The organism is Pseudoalteromonas sp. SCSIO 43201 (genome assembly GCF_023716725.1).
GTDB lineage: Bacteria > Pseudomonadota > Gammaproteobacteria > Enterobacterales > Alteromonadaceae > Pseudoalteromonas > Pseudoalteromonas peptidolytica.
This window is the reverse complement of record NZ_CP072683.1, coordinates 950,767-967,770: the sequence shown is the minus strand read 5'-3', so window position 1 is coordinate 967,770 and position 17,004 is coordinate 950,767. Positions and strand designations below refer to the sequence as shown.

11 protein-coding genes are annotated in these 17,004 nt (G+C 43.1%); 4 read left to right on the top strand and 7 right to left on the bottom strand.

Going from position 1 to position 17,004, the window contains the following annotated elements; translation table 11 throughout:
• Nucleotides 1-125 precede the first annotated feature (125 nt).
• The 4 genes from J8Z24_RS04100 to J8Z24_RS04085 form a co-directional block, all read right to left on the bottom strand.
• Nucleotides 126-1,556, bottom strand: a complete 1,431-nt coding sequence (locus tag J8Z24_RS04100) for an alanine/glycine:cation symporter family protein (RefSeq protein WP_176033838.1) — start codon at nt 1,554-1,556, stop codon at nt 126-128.
• Between the two features lie 45 nt (nt 1,557-1,601).
• Nucleotides 1,602-2,513, bottom strand: coding sequence for a citrulline utilization hydrolase CtlX (gene ctlX, locus J8Z24_RS04095; RefSeq protein WP_176033839.1), 912 nt, complete (start codon nt 2,511-2,513; stop codon nt 1,602-1,604).
• An 84-nt stretch (nt 2,514-2,597) separates the two neighbouring features.
• Nucleotides 2,598-3,974 (bottom strand): alkaline phosphatase PhoX, encoded by a 1,377-nt coding sequence (locus J8Z24_RS04090; RefSeq protein WP_252095323.1) that lies wholly within the window; start codon nt 3,972-3,974, stop codon nt 2,598-2,600.
• Between the two features lie 135 nt (nt 3,975-4,109).
• Nucleotides 4,110-6,533 (bottom strand): TonB-dependent receptor, encoded by a 2,424-nt coding sequence (locus J8Z24_RS04085; protein WP_252095322.1) that lies wholly within the window; start codon nt 6,531-6,533, stop codon nt 4,110-4,112.
• Nucleotides 6,534-6,599: 66 nt separating this feature from the next.
• Between J8Z24_RS04085 and J8Z24_RS04080 the strand changes: the two genes are divergently transcribed.
• The 4 genes from J8Z24_RS04080 to J8Z24_RS04065 all read left to right on the top strand — a co-directional run bounded on the left by J8Z24_RS04080 (nt 6,600) and on the right by J8Z24_RS04065 (nt 12,128).
• Nucleotides 6,600-7,091 (top strand): Fur family transcriptional regulator, encoded by a 492-nt coding sequence (locus J8Z24_RS04080; RefSeq protein ID WP_147390289.1) that lies wholly within the window; start codon nt 6,600-6,602, stop codon nt 7,089-7,091.
• 11 nt (nt 7,092-7,102) lie between these two features.
• Nucleotides 7,103-8,437 carry a dihydroorotase gene (locus J8Z24_RS04075; protein WP_252095321.1) on the top strand — a complete coding sequence of 445 codons (1,335 nt, stop codon included), beginning with the start codon at nt 7,103-7,105 and terminating at the stop codon, nt 8,435-8,437.
• 285 nt (nt 8,438-8,722) lie between these two features.
• Nucleotides 8,723-9,643, top strand: coding sequence for a GTP cyclohydrolase FolE2 (gene folE2, locus J8Z24_RS04070; RefSeq protein ID WP_252095320.1), 921 nt, complete (start codon nt 8,723-8,725; stop codon nt 9,641-9,643).
• Between the two features lie 340 nt (nt 9,644-9,983).
• Nucleotides 9,984-12,128 carry a M3 family metallopeptidase gene (locus J8Z24_RS04065; RefSeq protein ID WP_252095319.1) on the top strand — a complete coding sequence of 715 codons (2,145 nt, stop codon included), beginning with the start codon at nt 9,984-9,986 and terminating at the stop codon, nt 12,126-12,128.
• A gap of 271 nt (nt 12,129-12,399) precedes the next feature.
• On the opposite strand, the gene J8Z24_RS04060 is transcribed toward J8Z24_RS04065, so the two are convergent.
• From J8Z24_RS04060 to dinB, 3 genes are all read right to left on the bottom strand, one after another.
• The gene (locus J8Z24_RS04060; protein ID WP_176033845.1) at nt 12,400-13,932 is read right to left on the bottom strand and encodes a M17 family metallopeptidase; all 1,533 of its coding nucleotides are present in this window, start codon (nt 13,930-13,932) and stop codon (nt 12,400-12,402) included.
• A 69-nt stretch (nt 13,933-14,001) separates the two neighbouring features.
• Nucleotides 14,002-15,687, bottom strand: a complete 1,686-nt coding sequence (locus J8Z24_RS04055; protein ID WP_252095318.1) for a carbon starvation CstA family protein — start codon at nt 15,685-15,687, stop codon at nt 14,002-14,004.
• Nucleotides 15,688-15,797: 110 nt separating this feature from the next.
• Nucleotides 15,798-16,853: a DNA polymerase IV gene (gene dinB / locus J8Z24_RS04050; RefSeq protein ID WP_444980666.1), complete on the bottom strand. Its 1,056-nt coding sequence runs from the start codon at nt 16,851-16,853 to the stop codon at nt 15,798-15,800.
• Nucleotides 16,854-17,004 lie beyond the last annotated feature (151 nt).

Genomic DNA, 17,004 nt, shown 5'->3' with positions numbered 1-17,004 from the left:
CAGTATACACTGAATATAAAAAAATTAAATAGAGTAAATGATAGAAAATATAACAACACTTTTACTTCAAAACTCCTGTGAATAAACTGGGGTAAAAAGCCCTCCATAACCCTTCTTTCAACGTTTTAAGCTGAGTGATTCTCACGACTATTATCCCAAACTCCTGACTCGGTTACTCCTTGTATTTTTACCTTTTTGGTGTCAAATACCGGTGCTTTACCTTTCATACTTTGACTATGGTAATCGGTTGTAACCGCCAAAATAGTAGGCGTAAGGCGGACAATCGCGATGACGTTAACTACGGTCATTAACCCTAGTGCAATGTCAGCTAGATCCCACACTTGCTTAAGTGTCGCAGAGGCGCCCCAAAGCATCATACATAAGTAACACGCGGTATAGATTGAACGACCAACTTTATTATCTAAATGGAATAAATGTAAGTTACTTTCAGCGTAGGCATAATTTGCTACTACGGAAGTAAAAGCAAATAAAGTGATTGCTGCCGCGACAAAATACACGCCCCCTGCGGCAAAGTGGGATGTCATCGCAGATTGTGTTAGGCGTATACCTTCCATCTCACTGCCGATATCGATATCGGCTAAGAGAATTATCACAGCGGTACAGCTACATAGTACGATTGTATCAAAGAAGACCCCTAGCATTTGAATATAACCTTGAGTCACAGGGTGGTTGGGTATCGGTGTCGCACTGGCTGACGCGTGCGGCACACTTCCCGCTCCAGCCTCATTTGAATAAAGGCCGCGCTGAATGCCATTTTTAATGGCTGCACCAAGAGCGCCAGCTCCCGCTTCTTGCAAACCAAAAGCACTGCGCAAAATATCTAACAGCATGCCCGGCACTTGCGAGTAATTTATCACTGTGATGACGATGGCAACGAGCACAAAGACTAATCCCATTACGGGCACCACTTTTTCGGCAAATCGAGCAATCGCTTTAAAGCCACCAAGGATGATTGCACCTGCAAGTACAGTGATCACAATACCCGAGTACCCAGTTGGGATATTAAATGCGTAATTAAGCGCGTCGGTAATGGTGTTCGTTTGCATTGCGCTGAAGGTAAAGCCGTAGCCCAAAAACAAACACAGTGCGAAGCATATGGCCAGTGCCCTACTACCTAGCCCCATTTGGATATAATAGGCAGGGCCTCCTCTAAATTCGCCTTGACTATCACGTACTTTATAGACTTGACCAAGCACACTTTCAGCAAAACCGGTTGCCATCCCCAAAATAGCTATCATCCACATCCAAAATATAGCGCCACTACCGCCAAGAGAAATAGCGACCGCCACACCTGCCAAGTTCCCAGTACCGACCCTTGCGGATAGCCCGGTACATAATGCTTGAAAAGAACTGATATTATCTTTATCGCCTTTGCTACTGCCTTTTAATAGGCTAAACATGTGGCGAAATTTAACCACTTGTATTCCTCGCAAAAGAATAGTGAACCAGAACCCTGCAAATAACAGGATATAAATAAGTATCTGGCCTTCTCCCCATAAGAGCCCATTGATACTCTTAACTGCACTTTCAAACATAGGCGGTTCCTATTTTATTATTATTTGCCATTTATCTAGTATTTTTTAACGGTTATTTAAATGGACTCCAGCAATCATACAACGCACCGAGCCACCTGCGGCTTCAATTGTCGGTATATCAATAGCAACTAGCTTAGCTGACTTTTCAATGGCAGTAATTTGCTCTGGTAATAGCGCCCGATAAGCCGTAGTAGAAAGCGCAAGTATGCGACCGGTGCTCCCTTGCAACTCAATTGCGTTGCCACAAAAATGTTGGATTTGCTCATAAGATAGCTCAATTAGCGTGTGACCGCTTTGCGTTAAACAGGCAACAAGTTTTGTCCGCTGATGTTCAGGCACCATATCTAGACATATCATGGCGAAGTCGGTCGCAACACACATTAAGACATTAGTGTGATAAACCGATACTTGGTTTTTATCATAGGCATTAAATATCTCGGCTTGTAGCCCCAATTGCTGACAAACCTGATTAACTAAATCTGTGTTGGTGCGCTTAGACTTTACCGCATAGGCCACTTTTGTTTGATGGTCGATAACCATTGAGCCGGTGCCTTCAAGGAATATTTCTTCAGCGGTTAGATGACTATAGTCATTGATATTTGTCACCTGATACTGAGCACGTAAAAAATCGATAATGTCGCTGCGCACTTCAAGCCGTCGATTTGGTGCATACATAGGATAAATCGTCAATTGACCATCACTATGAGTCGAAAACCAATTGTTAGGAAATACTGAATCAGGAGTCTTCGTAGAGGTGTCCTCAAATAAGTGCACTTTCACGCCAGCTAATTCTAACGTGTGCACTGCGTTACTGACCTCAACATAAGCTCTATTGTTAGGGTTGTTTTCGCTACAAGCTTGCTGAAAAGCGTTATCTTGCATGGTTTGGGGGTTTGAAGTGAAATGGTGTGGGCGGATCATCACCACCGCTTGAGGTGCTTGGAATATTGTTGTCATACTGCACTCGTTATTTTGGTGTTGTCATATTCCTCACCAGTGTAACCACACCAAAAGATAATTTAAATTGTCCAAACAAGTTAATTATGTACTGGATTCATTGAAGCACTCCCAAGGTCCAACAATCGCTAGTGTCGTAGTTGGTGAGTAGACATTGACAAATAACGTACCTCCATCTGGTGAAAAACAAGCGCCTGCAAGTTCAGTTTGCTTGGTTAATCTAGCAAAATTGTAAAGTTCACCATTTGGTGTCACTCCTCTTAGGTAGTTATTTACAATATCCGAGTACTGATCCTCACACACAATTAAATGACCTTTTGGTGATACAGTGAGATTATCACCAAAGTTATAGAGAGACTGGCTAGTGCTTTCCACAAATAAAGATAGCTTTCCTGGACTGAGATGTTCTTTTTCTGTCCCTTCAAATTCAGATGGCTGATATTTCATCACTTGCCCTAGCTGCTTTTTCCCACCATTGGTGCAGCAGAAATACAGTTCTTTTTCACCCCAATGGATCCCTTCACCTCGAGCAAATAACGCTGCTCCACTTCGATAAGCACGGATCCGTAAATCGTCTTTAGCACTTTGCGGGTCGTCCAAATCTATCCACTCAACGATAAACTCCTGATGAAGTGGCATCGCTTTTTTATTCCAATTTCGACTATCAAATTGCGGGCTTTCTTTCACAACCAACGCTTGTAGTTTCCCGCCTTTGTGAAGCTTTGCTTTTTCGTTTGGAATAAAGCGGTAAAACACACTGTCTCCCCGGTCTTCCGTGAGATAAACAATACCTGTTTTGGGATCAACAGCAGCAGCTTCATGATTAAACCGCCCCATTGCTTTTAGAGGTTGTGGCTTAATTAAACCCTTTGCAGTCGCTGGTACTTCAAAAATATATCCGTGATCTTGTGTAAAACCATCATTTTTAGTTGCAGTTGTTTCTTCACAAGTAAGCCAACTCCCCCAAGGCGTTATTCCACCAGAGCAGTTGCGAATAGTGCCAACCAAGGATAAATATTCTTGTTCTTTTTGACGTGTTTTTAGGTTATAGACAATATGACTTGTGCCACCTGGAAGCGCGATGCCTGAGCCATTTGTATCAAAAGCAAGATCACTTTTATGTTGGCGAATACTATTATCGGCTTTTGCTAAATCTGTTGGTTTCAATTCATGATTGCGGATCAATGCAACCCGCTCTTCATCTAAAGCAATACAGCCCATACCATCGGCTTTATCTGGTACAGTAAAACCATCGGACATTTCATCCCCAAGGCTTGATACTATTTGATAACTGAAACCTTGGGGCAAATCGAGTAAGCCATTGGGGTCAGTGATCAACGGTCCATACCCAGCTATCATCGTGTTAAAATCTAATAGTGGCACTCTGCCAAATGCGCTTTTAGAAAGGCCAATAAATGCTAGGGTGCCTGCCCCCCTTAAAAACCCTCGACGTGAAACCATAATTTCCCCTGCTGATTGTGAATCGTGTCGGTAATAATCTAGTGCTACACATAGTTAAAATCTATGTTGTTGCATAACTCAGTGACTTATGTACCTGTATGGCTTTAGCTAACAGGTACATAATGATTGAGACTCTTAAAAATAGCCGCGAATACCAAGTGCAAAACTGCGACCCGGACGAGGACCAATATCTTTTAAAAATGAGCTATGTACTCGAGCTTCTGTATCCGTCAGATTGCTCCCTCTAAGATAAATAGAGAGATCTTGATTTAACATCGAAAGATCATAAGAGATGCTAGCATCAACTAGGGTATAACCGTCGGTCGTGGTTTCTTCTGGTGCAATCCGGTCCTGCTCTTGATATCGAGTAATATGGATATGTGCACTGAGGTTATCCGTCTGATAACTAAACTGCGACCCAAAGCGCAGAGGTGGTGTACGAGGTAAATCGCCGCCTTCTTCTAATCTGGCGCGCACAAAGTCTGAGAAAACATCAACTTTCAACTCGTCGGTCAATTGCCAAGCAACTTGCGCTTCAAAACCGTGCAAAACCACATCATCTGTCTTGAATAAATAAATCGGTAATTCGGAAGCATGATCGTGCTCATGTTCATGATTGTGGTCGTGGTCGTGGTCGTGGTCGTGGTCGTGGTCGTGACTATGGCCGTTCTCGGCGTAAAACCCAGTTTCTATTTGATAGTAGTAGTTATCTACTTGGTTGTAAAAAGCATTAAAAATAAAGCCTATATCACCTTGGGTTTTTCGCACTGTAATATCAATATTGTGCGACTTTTCTAGCGCTATACCTTTCTCATCGAGTTCGAAATGACCGTACTCATCCATTTTAAACAAAGCACCAACTTCATAAGTGCTAGTTCCTATGTGCGGACCAAAGGAAAATAACTCCGATGAAGAAGGAGCTCGTTCAGAGTGTGAAACAGATAACCCAAGGTTATAATTTTGCGCAAAGCCCCATACAAGACCCGAAGATAAACTGATAGGAGTAAACTGGTGCTCAACCGCATATATCTTTGTTGCTTCTGAATCGTGACCGATGTGGTCATGCATTTCAGTATCGTGCGAGTGGGCATCAATACTCGGTAAAGGCACATTACTTGCGGTGATCTCCACTTGCTCAATACGACCACCTAACTGCACTAAAAAATCACCAAATCGCCTTTCCTCCATTACTCCTATCGCAAGTGTTTGGGTATCAGATGGCGGCGTAAACGCCTCACTACCTTGAGCTTCAACATCACTGTGTTTGTAATGTAAGCTTACGCCACCAGTCCAAGCGGACAGAGGCTGATGTAGTAAATCAACTTTTAACTCATTGGTATCATTCTTAAATGTTGTTCCAACCATGCCGTGCTCAACTTCAGCATGTTCATACTCTGTAAAACCAGCACGCACATTCACTTTATCAAGCCAACCTTTGTTAAACTTGTACTCGCTTAATAGTTGCACTTTTGTTTGTGTTAAGTCGGCAAAAACCTGCTCTTCAGCCTCATTATGTGCTTCTTCATCACCATGCGTATGCCCCGGAATGCCGTATTTGCGGTTAAATTTCTCAACAGCCACACCGACATAACCTTGATCAAATAAGTAACTTGAGCCAACAGTAAAACCATCAGACTCTTCAGCACTATTTGCTACTTTATAGTGATGTTCATCATTGTCATTCCCTTCACTATGCTCATGAATTTCAGCAGGAACAGGTACTTCGTAATCATTAGATTCTCGCCAGAATGCATCAACATATAAGGCCACAGAACCAATACCCGATGTCGCATTAAACGAGGCTGTATTTTGGTCATCAACAGAATTACTTTCCAGATTCCATTCTCCGCGAGTTGTATTATCGGTTGGAACTCTTGTATCGACGACGTTAACCACTCCTCCAATCGCACCGCTACCATAAAAAAGAGTTGCAGGTCCTCGCAACACCTCGATTTGTTGAGCCGTTGAGGCTTCGGAGGCGACTGAGTGATCAGGACCAACCCTAGATACGTCACTGACATCTAATCCATTTTGCGTCACCAACACTCGCGGGCCACTCAAACCTCGAATAATTGGTGTACTCGCTACTTTGGCGTGAAAATTTGTATTGACGCCAGGCAGTTTTTCTAAGCTATCCCCTAGTGTAGCGGTTTGCTGTCGACGCAATGTTTCACCTGACAAAACACTAACTGGAACTGCCGATTCCATCGCCGACATATGTACAGGGGTAGCAACAATATCTATAACTTCTATTGGAGAACGATTTAACATTAGCATTGCGTTTTTAACGCCACCTTGATCCAGAGTGAGCGCCTTATGCAGGTGAGCAAAACCAGGTGCTCTTACATGGATTTGTTTATTTCCAAGCCCAACGCCCGAAATTTGAAAATGACCATTGTTATCTGTGAGTACGCGAATATCAGTTCCTTCGACCTCAATTGATGCATTTGCAATCCCTTTACCAGCTTTATTGACGACTGTACCTTCTACGGACTTTGCTACAAGGCTTGGTGGTAACAGTGCAGCAACGAGCAAGGATATTGTTGATAGTTTAGACATAACGACTCCAATAAATGTTATATTGTATCAATTATGATTGATATGTTATATTGTATCAATAGTTGAATGAATTATGTCGTCATTGCCGTGAACAAAACTCAACGAAATTTTATTCTCAAACAGGCTCAAGCAAAATGCCAATCGTTAGGGCTGCGTTTAACTGAAAAACGACAGGGCGTGCTTGAAATATTATTGCAAACAGTCGAGCCGCTATCAGCGTATGAACTTACTGACAAATACAATAAAAGCACCAACTCTCCTATTCTAGCAATGTCCGTGTACCGCATTCTTGAATTCTTAGAATCAGTCAATCTGGCACACCGGATCCATTCTGCAAATAAATATATAGCCTGTAAGAGTCTAGATGGTGCGTGCCATCACCATCTATCCGTGATCTTAGTCTGCAAATCCTGCCATCAAATAGAAGAAATAGATTCTGTTCAAGAGGCTGCCAAGCATCTATTTAAAGCGGTAGAAAGCACTGGATTTTCAGCTGCAAATGCACGCTTAGAGTTGCCTGGCTTATGTAACCTTTGCAAAGCCAAACTTGACAAATAGGTCCCTACAATATGAAAAGCACACTGATAAAAAATGCAATTGTGGTCAACGAGAATCAATCACAAGAATGTGATGTACTTATCGTTGATAACAGAATAAATAAAATTGAAAGTTCAATAACGGCACAGTCAAATGACTATATTGTCGATGCGACAGGTTATTTTCTACTCCCTGGAATGATAGACGACCAAGTACATTTCCGTGAGCCCGGCTTAACACAGAAGGGGAATATAGCCTCAGAATCCAGAGCTGCTGTGACAGGTGGTATCACCAGCTATATGGAAATGCCAAACGTAAGCCCTGCGACTACAACCATTGAAGCTCTTGAACAGAAATACGCGATTGCGTCTAGAAGTTCGCTGGCAAACTATAGTTTTTACTTAGGGGCAACCGAAGATAATTTAGAACAAATAAAACGTTTAGATGCGAAGAAGTACTGCGGTGTTAAAGTTTTTATGGGGGCATCAACAGGCGATCTACTCGTTGAGCATCCACAAGCTCTCGACGCAATTTTCAGAGAAAGTCCCACCCTAATTGTCACCCACTGTGAAGATGGAAGAGTGATTGAAAAGAATTTATCCATGTGCATCGGACGCAGTGGCAGTTTAACAATTCAAGATCACCCCATCATTCGTGACGTCGAAGCGTGTTATTCATCCTCTTCGTACGCTGTATCTTTAGCGAAACAATATCGTAGCGATTTACATGTACTGCATATCACAACAGAAAAAGAATTGAGCTTATTCCCTTCAGGCGATATTCGCGACAAACATATTACGGCAGAAGCATGTGTTCATCATTTGTGGTTCAGTCAAGAAGATTATGCACTGCAGGGTAACCTAATAAAATGCAACCCAGCGATTAAAGCGAAAAGCGATCGTGATGCTTTGTTAGCAGCAGTGCGTAATAATCAAATAGATATTATTGCTACTGATCACGCGCCTCATACTTGGCAAGAAAAGCAACTCCCCTACCAGCAAGCACCTGCGGGTTTGCCTTTAGTTGAACATGCATTGTTAAGCTTGCTCGACCATGTGCATCATCAGCGTTTATCTATAGAGCAACTCGTTGAGAAGGTGGCACATAATCCAGCGTTAAGGTATCACATTGTAGATAGAGGCTTTATTCGTGAAGGATACTATGCTGACTTAGTGCTCGTGAACCCTCATCAAGAAACGCTCACTTGCCATCAGAAAACACACTATCACTGTGGCTGGACCCCATTCGACGGTCACCGTTTTTCAGCTAAAGTTTTAAAAACTTGGGTGAATGGCAGTCTCGTTTATGACGGCCAACAACCGCTTAATACACCCAAAGCCGCTATGCCACTAATTTTTAATCGCTAGGGCATGTTTACCTTTCAAGTTTGTTTTTGCAGCAGTTTGATTGGTATTTGTACAAGACAGAGCCTGCGTAGCATAGTTATTCTATGTGAGTCAGGCGAGAACACAGTAGAAATGCTAATCAAGCGCTGCCCTTTGGGTTCAGCTGAGTGCGCTTTGTTCATTGTTGCTCAACTTTTGCATAGATTACTAGGCGGCAAGTCGAGCGTCGCGACCAAAACACACTCAGGAGAACAAAAATCAAACAGCAAAGATCAACAGGCCCTAGAAACCTCACCGGAAATGACTATGACAGTATCTTTACCTGATGTTGCCTCTGGGCAGCTTGCAAAAACAGCTTTACCGCTAAAGTGGGTCGGTATGGAAAAAATTGCCATACCTTTAGAAGTAGAAATATCAAGCACCTCTTACCAAAGGGTTAACGCTCTTGCAAATATTTTTGTTAGCCTTGATAAACCTGAGGCGAAAGGGATCCATATGTCCCGGTTATACATTCGCTTGAGAGAGATACTAAGTACGACTCCTTTGAATATTAAAACGATTGAAGCGTTATTAAAAGAATCGGTTCAATCTCAGCAAGGATTGAGCAAAGCAGCCAAACTTGAGTTACAGTTTGAAGTAACCATAGATAAACCAGCATTGTTGAGCGATCAATTCGGCTATCAAAGTTACCCTATCACGCTTAATTGTGAGTATATAAACTCAGAGCTTAGCTATGAGTTGTCACTTACTATTGCCTATTCAAGTACCTGCCCTTGTTCAGCGGCACTTTCTAGACAAGCATTAAGTGAAGAGATCGAAGAACAGTTTTCCCATGAGATGATTTCAAAACACGAACTAATGACGTGGATAACCTCTCTAAAAGGGAGCATTGCCACACCTCATAGCCAGCGTTCTTTCGCTTACGTAACAGTAAAACTAACAGAACGGATGTTACCCCTCATTCCAAACCTTATAAAAGCGCTAGAACAAACCATTGGCACGCCAGTTCAAACTGCGGTAAAACGCGAAGATGAACAGGCATTTGCGAAGCTAAATGCAGAAAATTTAATGTTTTGCGAAGATGCTGCGCGCAGAGTCAAGCAATTTTTAGAAACATGCCCTCAATTTATAGATTACTGGTTTAGGGTAGAGCATCAAGAAAGTTTACATGCTCACAATGCAGTCGTCGTTGATCATAAATTTCCAACACATCAGTTGTGCGGATAATCTCTTGTCTCACTTTAGGCTTGGATACACAAAAAGCTAACCGCTATTTTAGAGTTACCTTGTCTTATCTGAGAATTTTAGAAGTAGCTCCGCTAGGCGATTGAAGCGGTAATTTCGCCCGCTAGCAAGAGTAAGTATACGTATTAGAAGTAGATTTGAACGTAGTCAGAATCAAAGTTAACGGCTAGGAAGGCATTTACTACTCTACGTTTAGGCTACGCAAACAAACGGAACGTAAAACTGAAAATCGTTATAACACCATTATTATGCGATAAGTTGCAATATAAAACACAAGAAGCTGATATATTATAACATAATAAGCAATACAAGAAGAATGTTTATGAAAAAGACTGTCATCGCAGCTGCGATTTACTCCACACTGTTTGTCTCAGGTTGCTCTAATTATTCAACTGAGATGACATCTGCCGTCTCTGCAGAAACAGCTTATATAAATCCATTACTCAATGTCAGCACCTTGACCTATCAAACTCCAATGTTTGATAAAATAAAGGATGAGCATTTTATGCCAGCATTTACATTAGGAATGGCAGAACACCTTGAAGAAGTCGAAAGAATAGCAAGCAACCCAGCAACGCCTACGTTTGAAAACACCTTAGTTGCAATGGAAAAAAGTGGTGCACTGCTAAAGCGAACCAGTAGTGTATTTTTTAACTTAATAGGCACAGATAGCTCGGTAAAGCGTCGTCAATTACAAAAAGAACTAGCCCCAATGCTCGCAGAACACCGCGATAACATCAATTTGAACGCCGCATTATTTGGCCGTATAAAGTCGCTTTATGATAATCGTAACTCACTCGAACTGGACTCAGAATCAAAGCGTTTATTGGATGTTTACTACACCAACTTTGTGCGAGCTGGCGCAAAACTAAGTGCTGAAGATAAGGAGAAAATTCGCAAAATCAATGAAGAACATTCATCTCTAACTACCCAGTTTTCACAAAACCTATTAGCAGAAACGTCTGCCATATCAGTGATTGTTGATGATAAAGCCGCATTGGACGGTTTAACAGAAAGACAAATTCTTGCCACTAAACGCGCGGCTGAAGCAGCAGGACATAAAGATAAGCACTTAATAGGTATTACCAACACAACTCGTCAACCTATTTTAGCGTCTTTAACCAACCGAGCACTTAGGCAACAGATTTGGCAAGCTTCTGCTTATCGTGCTCAGTCAGGTGATAATGACAATACTCAGATTATCATCCGACTGGCACAGTTAAGGGCTGAAAAAGCAGCGCTGTTAGGGTATAAAAGCTGGGCAGACTACGGCCTAGAAAAGCAAATGGCTGGAAACCCTAAAGCAGTTTACGACATGCTTGGTAGCATGGTGCCGGCCGTTGTTTCCAACGTGGAAAAGGAAGCAGCAGATATTAAAACGCTTATTCAAAGCGAAGGGCACTCGTTCGACATCAAACCTTGGGACTGGGCATACTACGCTGAAAAAGTTCGTCAATCTCGTTATGACCTAGACGAAACAGAAGTGAAAAAGTACTTCGAATTTAATAACGTCTTAGAAAATGGTGTTTTTTATACCATGAATAAGTTGTACGGCGTAAGTTTCAAAGCTCGCCCTGACTTACCTGTATATCATCCAGACGTTAAGGCTTATGAACTATTCGATAACAATGGTGAAAGTCTCGCGATATTCTTTGCCGACTATTTTGCAAGAGAAGGTAAACGTGGTGGAGCTTGGATGAATTCATTTGTAGGGCAATCTGAGTTATTAAACCAAAAGCCTGTGGTTATCAATGTCATGAATATTGCAAAGGCACCTGATGGTGAGCCAACCTTTGTGAGCTACAATGAAGTGACAACTATGTTTCACGAAATGGGACATGGCTTACACGGGATGTTTTCTGACGTAAAATATCCGAGCCTTGCTGGAACCGCTGTTTCTCGTGACTTTGTTGAGTTTCCCTCAACCTTTGAGGAAGACTGGGCTGCACATCCTGAAGTTATCAGTAACTATGCAAAGCATTACCAAACCGGCGAGCCCATCCCAAACACACTGCTTGATAAAGTGATCCGCTCACGAACTTTTAATATGGGCTACGATACCTTGGAGTACATGGCATCTGCGCTCTTAGATATGGAGTGGCATACAATTTCCCCCGAGCATGCTCCCACTGATATCAATGAATTTGAACAAGCGGCACTGGAAAAGCATGGAGTCGCCCTCGATTACGTTCCACCGCGTTATAAATCAGCATTTTTTGCGCACTCTATGGGAGGCGGCTATTCTGCTGGTTACTATGCCTATATGTGGAGTGAAATATTAGCAGCCGACGCCTATGCATACGTGCAAAAGCTCGGTGGCCTTAAACTTGAAAATGGCGAAAAATATCGTAAACATATTTTATCAGTTGGTAACTCAAGACCTGTAATGGACTCTTACAAAGCATTCCGCGGAAAAGAGCCGACGACTGCAGCGCTTTTAAAGCGCAGAGGGCTAGATCCCAAATAATCTTCTCTTTAATTTGACCCAACCAAAAAGGGAAGCTGCAATGCTTCCCTTTTATCAATCTTATACCAGTTGTATTAAGTAAATGGTCTATCTTGAAGCGGGAAAATAGCTTTAGTAGCACCACTCTCGCGTCCTGCTACCGCTAAGGTACCTATATCCATATAGGCAAGGCAAAAATTTTGCTATTTAGTTGTTCTAAATGAGAAATTTTTAACGAAGCTAATATGCTATTTCACCCTTCAAATTGATTAGAGAATTAATTCAATTGGTATTAAATACAATACCTTGCAAATAAGCTTGCTACGGTTGCAGCAGTTGGCTTGCCATGCTGCCAGTCTCCGCCTTCAACACCACTACCTGCAATATCCATATGTACATACGGAATTGGCAACTCGGCGTTACAGCCATGCTTGTCTAAACCACCAACAATTGCCAAAAATGCCATTGGGAATTGGTGACCACGAGCTGTCACGGCCGATGGTGCGTTGTTGCTCGATAGTACATCGTCTGCCAGGGTGCGTGGTTGGACAAAATCATAATCTTCGCGTCGGCTGCGGGACACTTCCGCACAGTCAGCCCACAGGTCACCCATATCTGCAATCTTACGAGATACGTGTGCTGCTCGTGCAGGACCATTTTCAACGTAAGCACTGTAAGGACCCATAGCGCGTGCTGCATGACCTGTCAGTGTTGCAACCGTAAAGATCTCAGGGTTTTTCTCACCCAATGCTAAATCTTTTGCCTCGCTGAGCAAGTCGCCCATTGCCAAGCGACCTTCAGCGTCGGTATTACCAATACGAACGCGAACCCCTTCCCTGCTCTCAATAATTTCATCTGGTACGAAACAATCAGATCCAATCGAGTTACGAACCACTGCAAGATATGCAATCACTTTAACACCTTTTGGCTGATACTTAGCAACCGCTTCCATAAAACCAACCACTGAAGCCGCACCACCTTTATCTCGGCTCATGCCTGCCATAAAGCCACCTACTTTAAGGTCGGCACCACCGGTATCGTAAACAAGACCTTTACCAACAAAAATAAGAGTACGCTCAACATCACCTTCAGGCTCGTATGCCATTTTTACAACACGAGGGTGATGGCGTTCAACGGCGTAAGACGCACGCGCCACAGTACTGAGTAAAGGATACTGCTCATCCATAATTTTACGATCAGCGATAACCTCAACGCTTACCGCAGAACCTTGGAACAGCTCAACGCAGTAATCAGCAAAACGTGGCGGTGCCATGCGCTCAGGCTCGGTACCACATAAATCGCGTGCAGCATACTGACCAGCCGCGATTGCGCTCAGTTGATCGCAGCTTTGTGCTGATGCTTCAAAAACATAAATCGCCTCGATTGGCTCAATTGCATCGCCACGGTACTCACGAGCTTCTAATGGCTGCCATAAACCTTGGCATGCACCTAAAAAGCTTACAGCACGAGCATTTTCGTAACGAGCATCGGCAGGCACATTAACAACAGCAAGCACAGGTTTTACAGCACCTGCTGCTTTTGCTTCTAAAATGCCGGCTTTTGCTGCCTCAAAGAAACGGCGCACATCATCATAATCTCTATCAAGTGGCCCAGTTGGTGCAATCACTAAACGGTTGCCCGGCACTTTGTCTGAAACAAGTAAGCTTGCCTTTTGAGCAATACGTGCATCAACGGCTAAAAATGGCGCCGCAACTTCGTCAAGCTGTGCACTGCCGAGATTTTGGATATCATGAGTAACAACAACGATAGCATCAGCATCGCTTTCAAATAAGGTGTTGCAAGGTAATGCAATTGGAAAAGACATAAAAACGGCCCTTTTCTATATTAGAATTAGGGCCGACTATAGGTGATTTATGAGTAAGTTCCAAGGGAACTACGACATATCACGGGCTTCATCTGGTTTTGCTTTAGTTTTGCTTATCACCGACCAAGCTTCTAACATCACCAAAATACTGACCACCAGCACGATAACGTCAAGCACAACCAACAGCCAGTTGCCTTTTTGATAGTATTCCCCTAGCTTGATCACACCAGCAAAGAACGCCATTACCAGTACGAACACCATTGGGATTAAAGTGTACTTGGCGGGACGCCCTAATTTGATAAGGTACACTGAGATAACCAGCAGAGTTAAGCTTGCCAAGATTTGGTTAGTCGAACCAAACAGCGGCCAAATCACCATACCACCACTACCCGATGCACCACCAGCGCCAAAGGCAAGTAACAAGCAACACCCTACAGCAAATAAAGTTGCGACAATACTGTTGTTCAAGAACTTGATGTTATAGATCTCGCCCCACTCTTGGATAATATAGCGCTGTAGCCTAACGCCAGAGTCCATCGTCGTGCCTGCAAAAAGAACAACCATAACCGCAAGTAGCGTCGATGCGATTTCAACTGGTAACCCCCAACCCGTACTAATAAGGTTTGAGCCACCATTAATGAAGGCTGATACGCTACCGGCACCAAGGTGACTATAAATTTCGTGCCACTCTTCTGGCGATACTGCGAGCATCACACCACTCACGGCGACCAAAGTGATCAGTGCTAATGAGCCTTCACCAACTGCTCCTAAGTAACCTACAAAACGGCCATCTTTTTCTTTGTCTAGTTGTTTAGAACTCGTTCCTGAGGAGACAATTCCGTGGAAGCCAGATACCGCACCACAGGCAATCGTTACGAATAGAAGCGGGATAATGCTAGGGGTATTTTCGACCGTATGGGTATTAAATGCCGGTGCAGTAATATCTGGCATCACCACAAACACCGCTCCATATAATAAAACCAAGCCAACCAGCAACTGCATACCATTAATAAAATCACGTGGCTGTAATAACATCCACACAGGTAGTAATGATGCCACCGCTGCATACATAAATAAAATGATGATCCAGTTTGCTTTATCACCGAGGCCAAACATTTCGGTTGGTAAGGTAATCGGCATACTACTGCCCATATAAATGGTCGCGTAGAGCACAATAACTCCGATAATACACAGCGGCACGAGCGGCACTTTTCGTTTTAGCAATTGACCGATGATAAGCGCTACAACAATAGCCGACCAAGCTGGGAATACCGCATTAGGATTACCCACAAAAGAGTTTGCAATCACCACGCCGAATACTGCATTAACCATGAGCAGTACAAGGAAGACCACTATCATAAACAATGAACGAGTACGCTTACCGATGACGCTTTCAGACAGCGCCCCCATCGATTTACCTTTATGGCGAGCACTTGCCCATAGCGCGCCCATATCATGAACACCAGCAAAAAATATAGTGCCAAATACAACCCAAAGCACCGCTGGCACCCAGCCCCAATAAACAGCAATAGCAGGACCAACAATTGGTGCCGCACCTGCGACTGAAGTAAAGTGATGCCCCCATAGTACCACTTTATTCGTCGGTACATAGTCAACACCATCTTCCAATTCATGAGCTGGCGTGACAAAGTTGTCATCCATTTTAAAGATTTTTTCAGCAATAAATTTGGAATAGACAAACCATCCAAATAACATCCCTATAATGCCGAAAAGTACGATCATTATGGATTGCATAATGCTTACCTCTTGTTGTTGTTTTAATTAAACGCACATTGCGTGATTAGTTTGTTCCACGACAACTTCGAAGCTAGCATAAAATAAATTATTTGCAGTTATCTTTTAGTCTAACCATCAAAAAGCCCAAGCTGTGCTTGATCACCCGGCTTTTCATTTAAACCAATATGCAACCCTATCAGACGAACTGGTTTAAATTTTTGCCGTGACATGGCTTCCACCAGCAGCTCTTCAAAAATGGCCAGATCAATATGTTGATATTGGCACTCTTTTGTAGTCTGGGTGAAATCGTAAAATTTCACTTTCACACCAAGCTTGTTAAATCCACGCGTTAGATAAGGCTGTGCTCGGCGTGTAAGCTCTGGCAAGAGCTTTTCTGTGATGACCTGCTTAAGCGTAGCTAGGTCGAGCGTGTCTTCTGCAAAAGTAGTCTCAACCCCCACAGACTTACGCACCCGGTCAGTCTCAACCCGGCGCTCATCTATGCCTTGGCAGCGTCGCCACAACACAGTGCCAAACTTACCAAATGACTGGCGTAATTGCGCTTCAGATAGCGCTTTAACATCACTCCCATATTCAAGCCCCATCGCAAGAAGCTTCTGTTGCGTCACTTTGCCTACACCAGGGATCTTTTTAAGCGGTAACGCATCAATAAAAGCGCTTACTTGGTGAGGGGGAATAACGCACTGACCATTGGGTTTGTTTTCATCGCTGGCAATTTTAGCCAAAAACTTAATCGGTGCTATCCCTGCAGAAGCGGTTAAACCTGTTTCTTTGAATATGTCTGCTCGAATTTGTTCAGCAATAAGGGTCGCACTACCACAACATAGCTCGCAGTCCGTCACATCAAGATAAGCTTCATCCAAAGACAATGGCTCAATAAGCGGCGTATAGCGAGAAAAGATAGCTCGAATTTGCTGTGAAATTGCTTTGTATACGTCCATTCTTCCAGGGACTATGACTAGCTGCGGGCAGAGTTTTTTCGCTTGATAATTCGACATAGCAGAGCGCACTCCATATTGCCGGGCAATATAGTTTGCCGTCGATAGTACCCCACGATGACTTCGTCCACCGATAGCCATAGGTACTTTTGCAAGCTCTGGATTATCACGCATTTCTACCGAGGCGTAGAACGCGTCCATATCAATATGAATAAATTTACGCACGCCAAAACACTGTCTAAATAAACAGTGTTTATTATGTGCTAATTTTGCAACTGTTGCAATCTTGAACATAGGTCACAATGATCTGGACTATACTTGTGTGGATGTCTGTTGCAAGTTGCACTGCAAAACAGAGATAATGCTAACAATATCA

Bases quoted from the DNA above. Each gene is read 5' to 3' on its own strand.
- J8Z24_RS04100 (WP_176033838.1), bottom strand. From the start codon at position 1,556: ATGTTTGAAAGTGCAGTTAAGAGTATCAATGGGCTCTTATGGGGAGAA.
- ctlX (WP_176033839.1), bottom strand. From the start codon at position 2,513: ATGACAACAATATTCCAAGCACCTCAAGCGGTGGTGATGATCCGCCCA.
- J8Z24_RS04090 (WP_252095323.1), bottom strand. From the start codon at position 3,974: ATGGTTTCACGTCGAGGGTTTTTAAGGGGGGCAGGCACCCTAGCATTT.
- J8Z24_RS04085 (WP_252095322.1), bottom strand. From the start codon at position 6,533: ATGTCTAAACTATCAACAATATCCTTGCTCGTTGCTGCACTGTTACCA.
- J8Z24_RS04080 (WP_147390289.1), top strand. From the start codon at position 6,600: ATGAATTATGTCGTCATTGCCGTGAACAAAACTCAACGAAATTTTATT.
- J8Z24_RS04075 (WP_252095321.1), top strand. From the start codon at position 7,103: ATGAAAAGCACACTGATAAAAAATGCAATTGTGGTCAACGAGAATCAA.
- folE2 (WP_252095320.1), top strand. From the start codon at position 8,723: ATGACAGTATCTTTACCTGATGTTGCCTCTGGGCAGCTTGCAAAAACA.
- J8Z24_RS04065 (WP_252095319.1), top strand. From the start codon at position 9,984: ATGAAAAAGACTGTCATCGCAGCTGCGATTTACTCCACACTGTTTGTC.
- J8Z24_RS04060 (WP_176033845.1), bottom strand. From the start codon at position 13,932: ATGTCTTTTCCAATTGCATTACCTTGCAACACCTTATTTGAAAGCGAT.
- J8Z24_RS04055 (WP_252095318.1), bottom strand. From the start codon at position 15,687: ATGCAATCCATAATGATCGTACTTTTCGGCATTATAGGGATGTTATTT.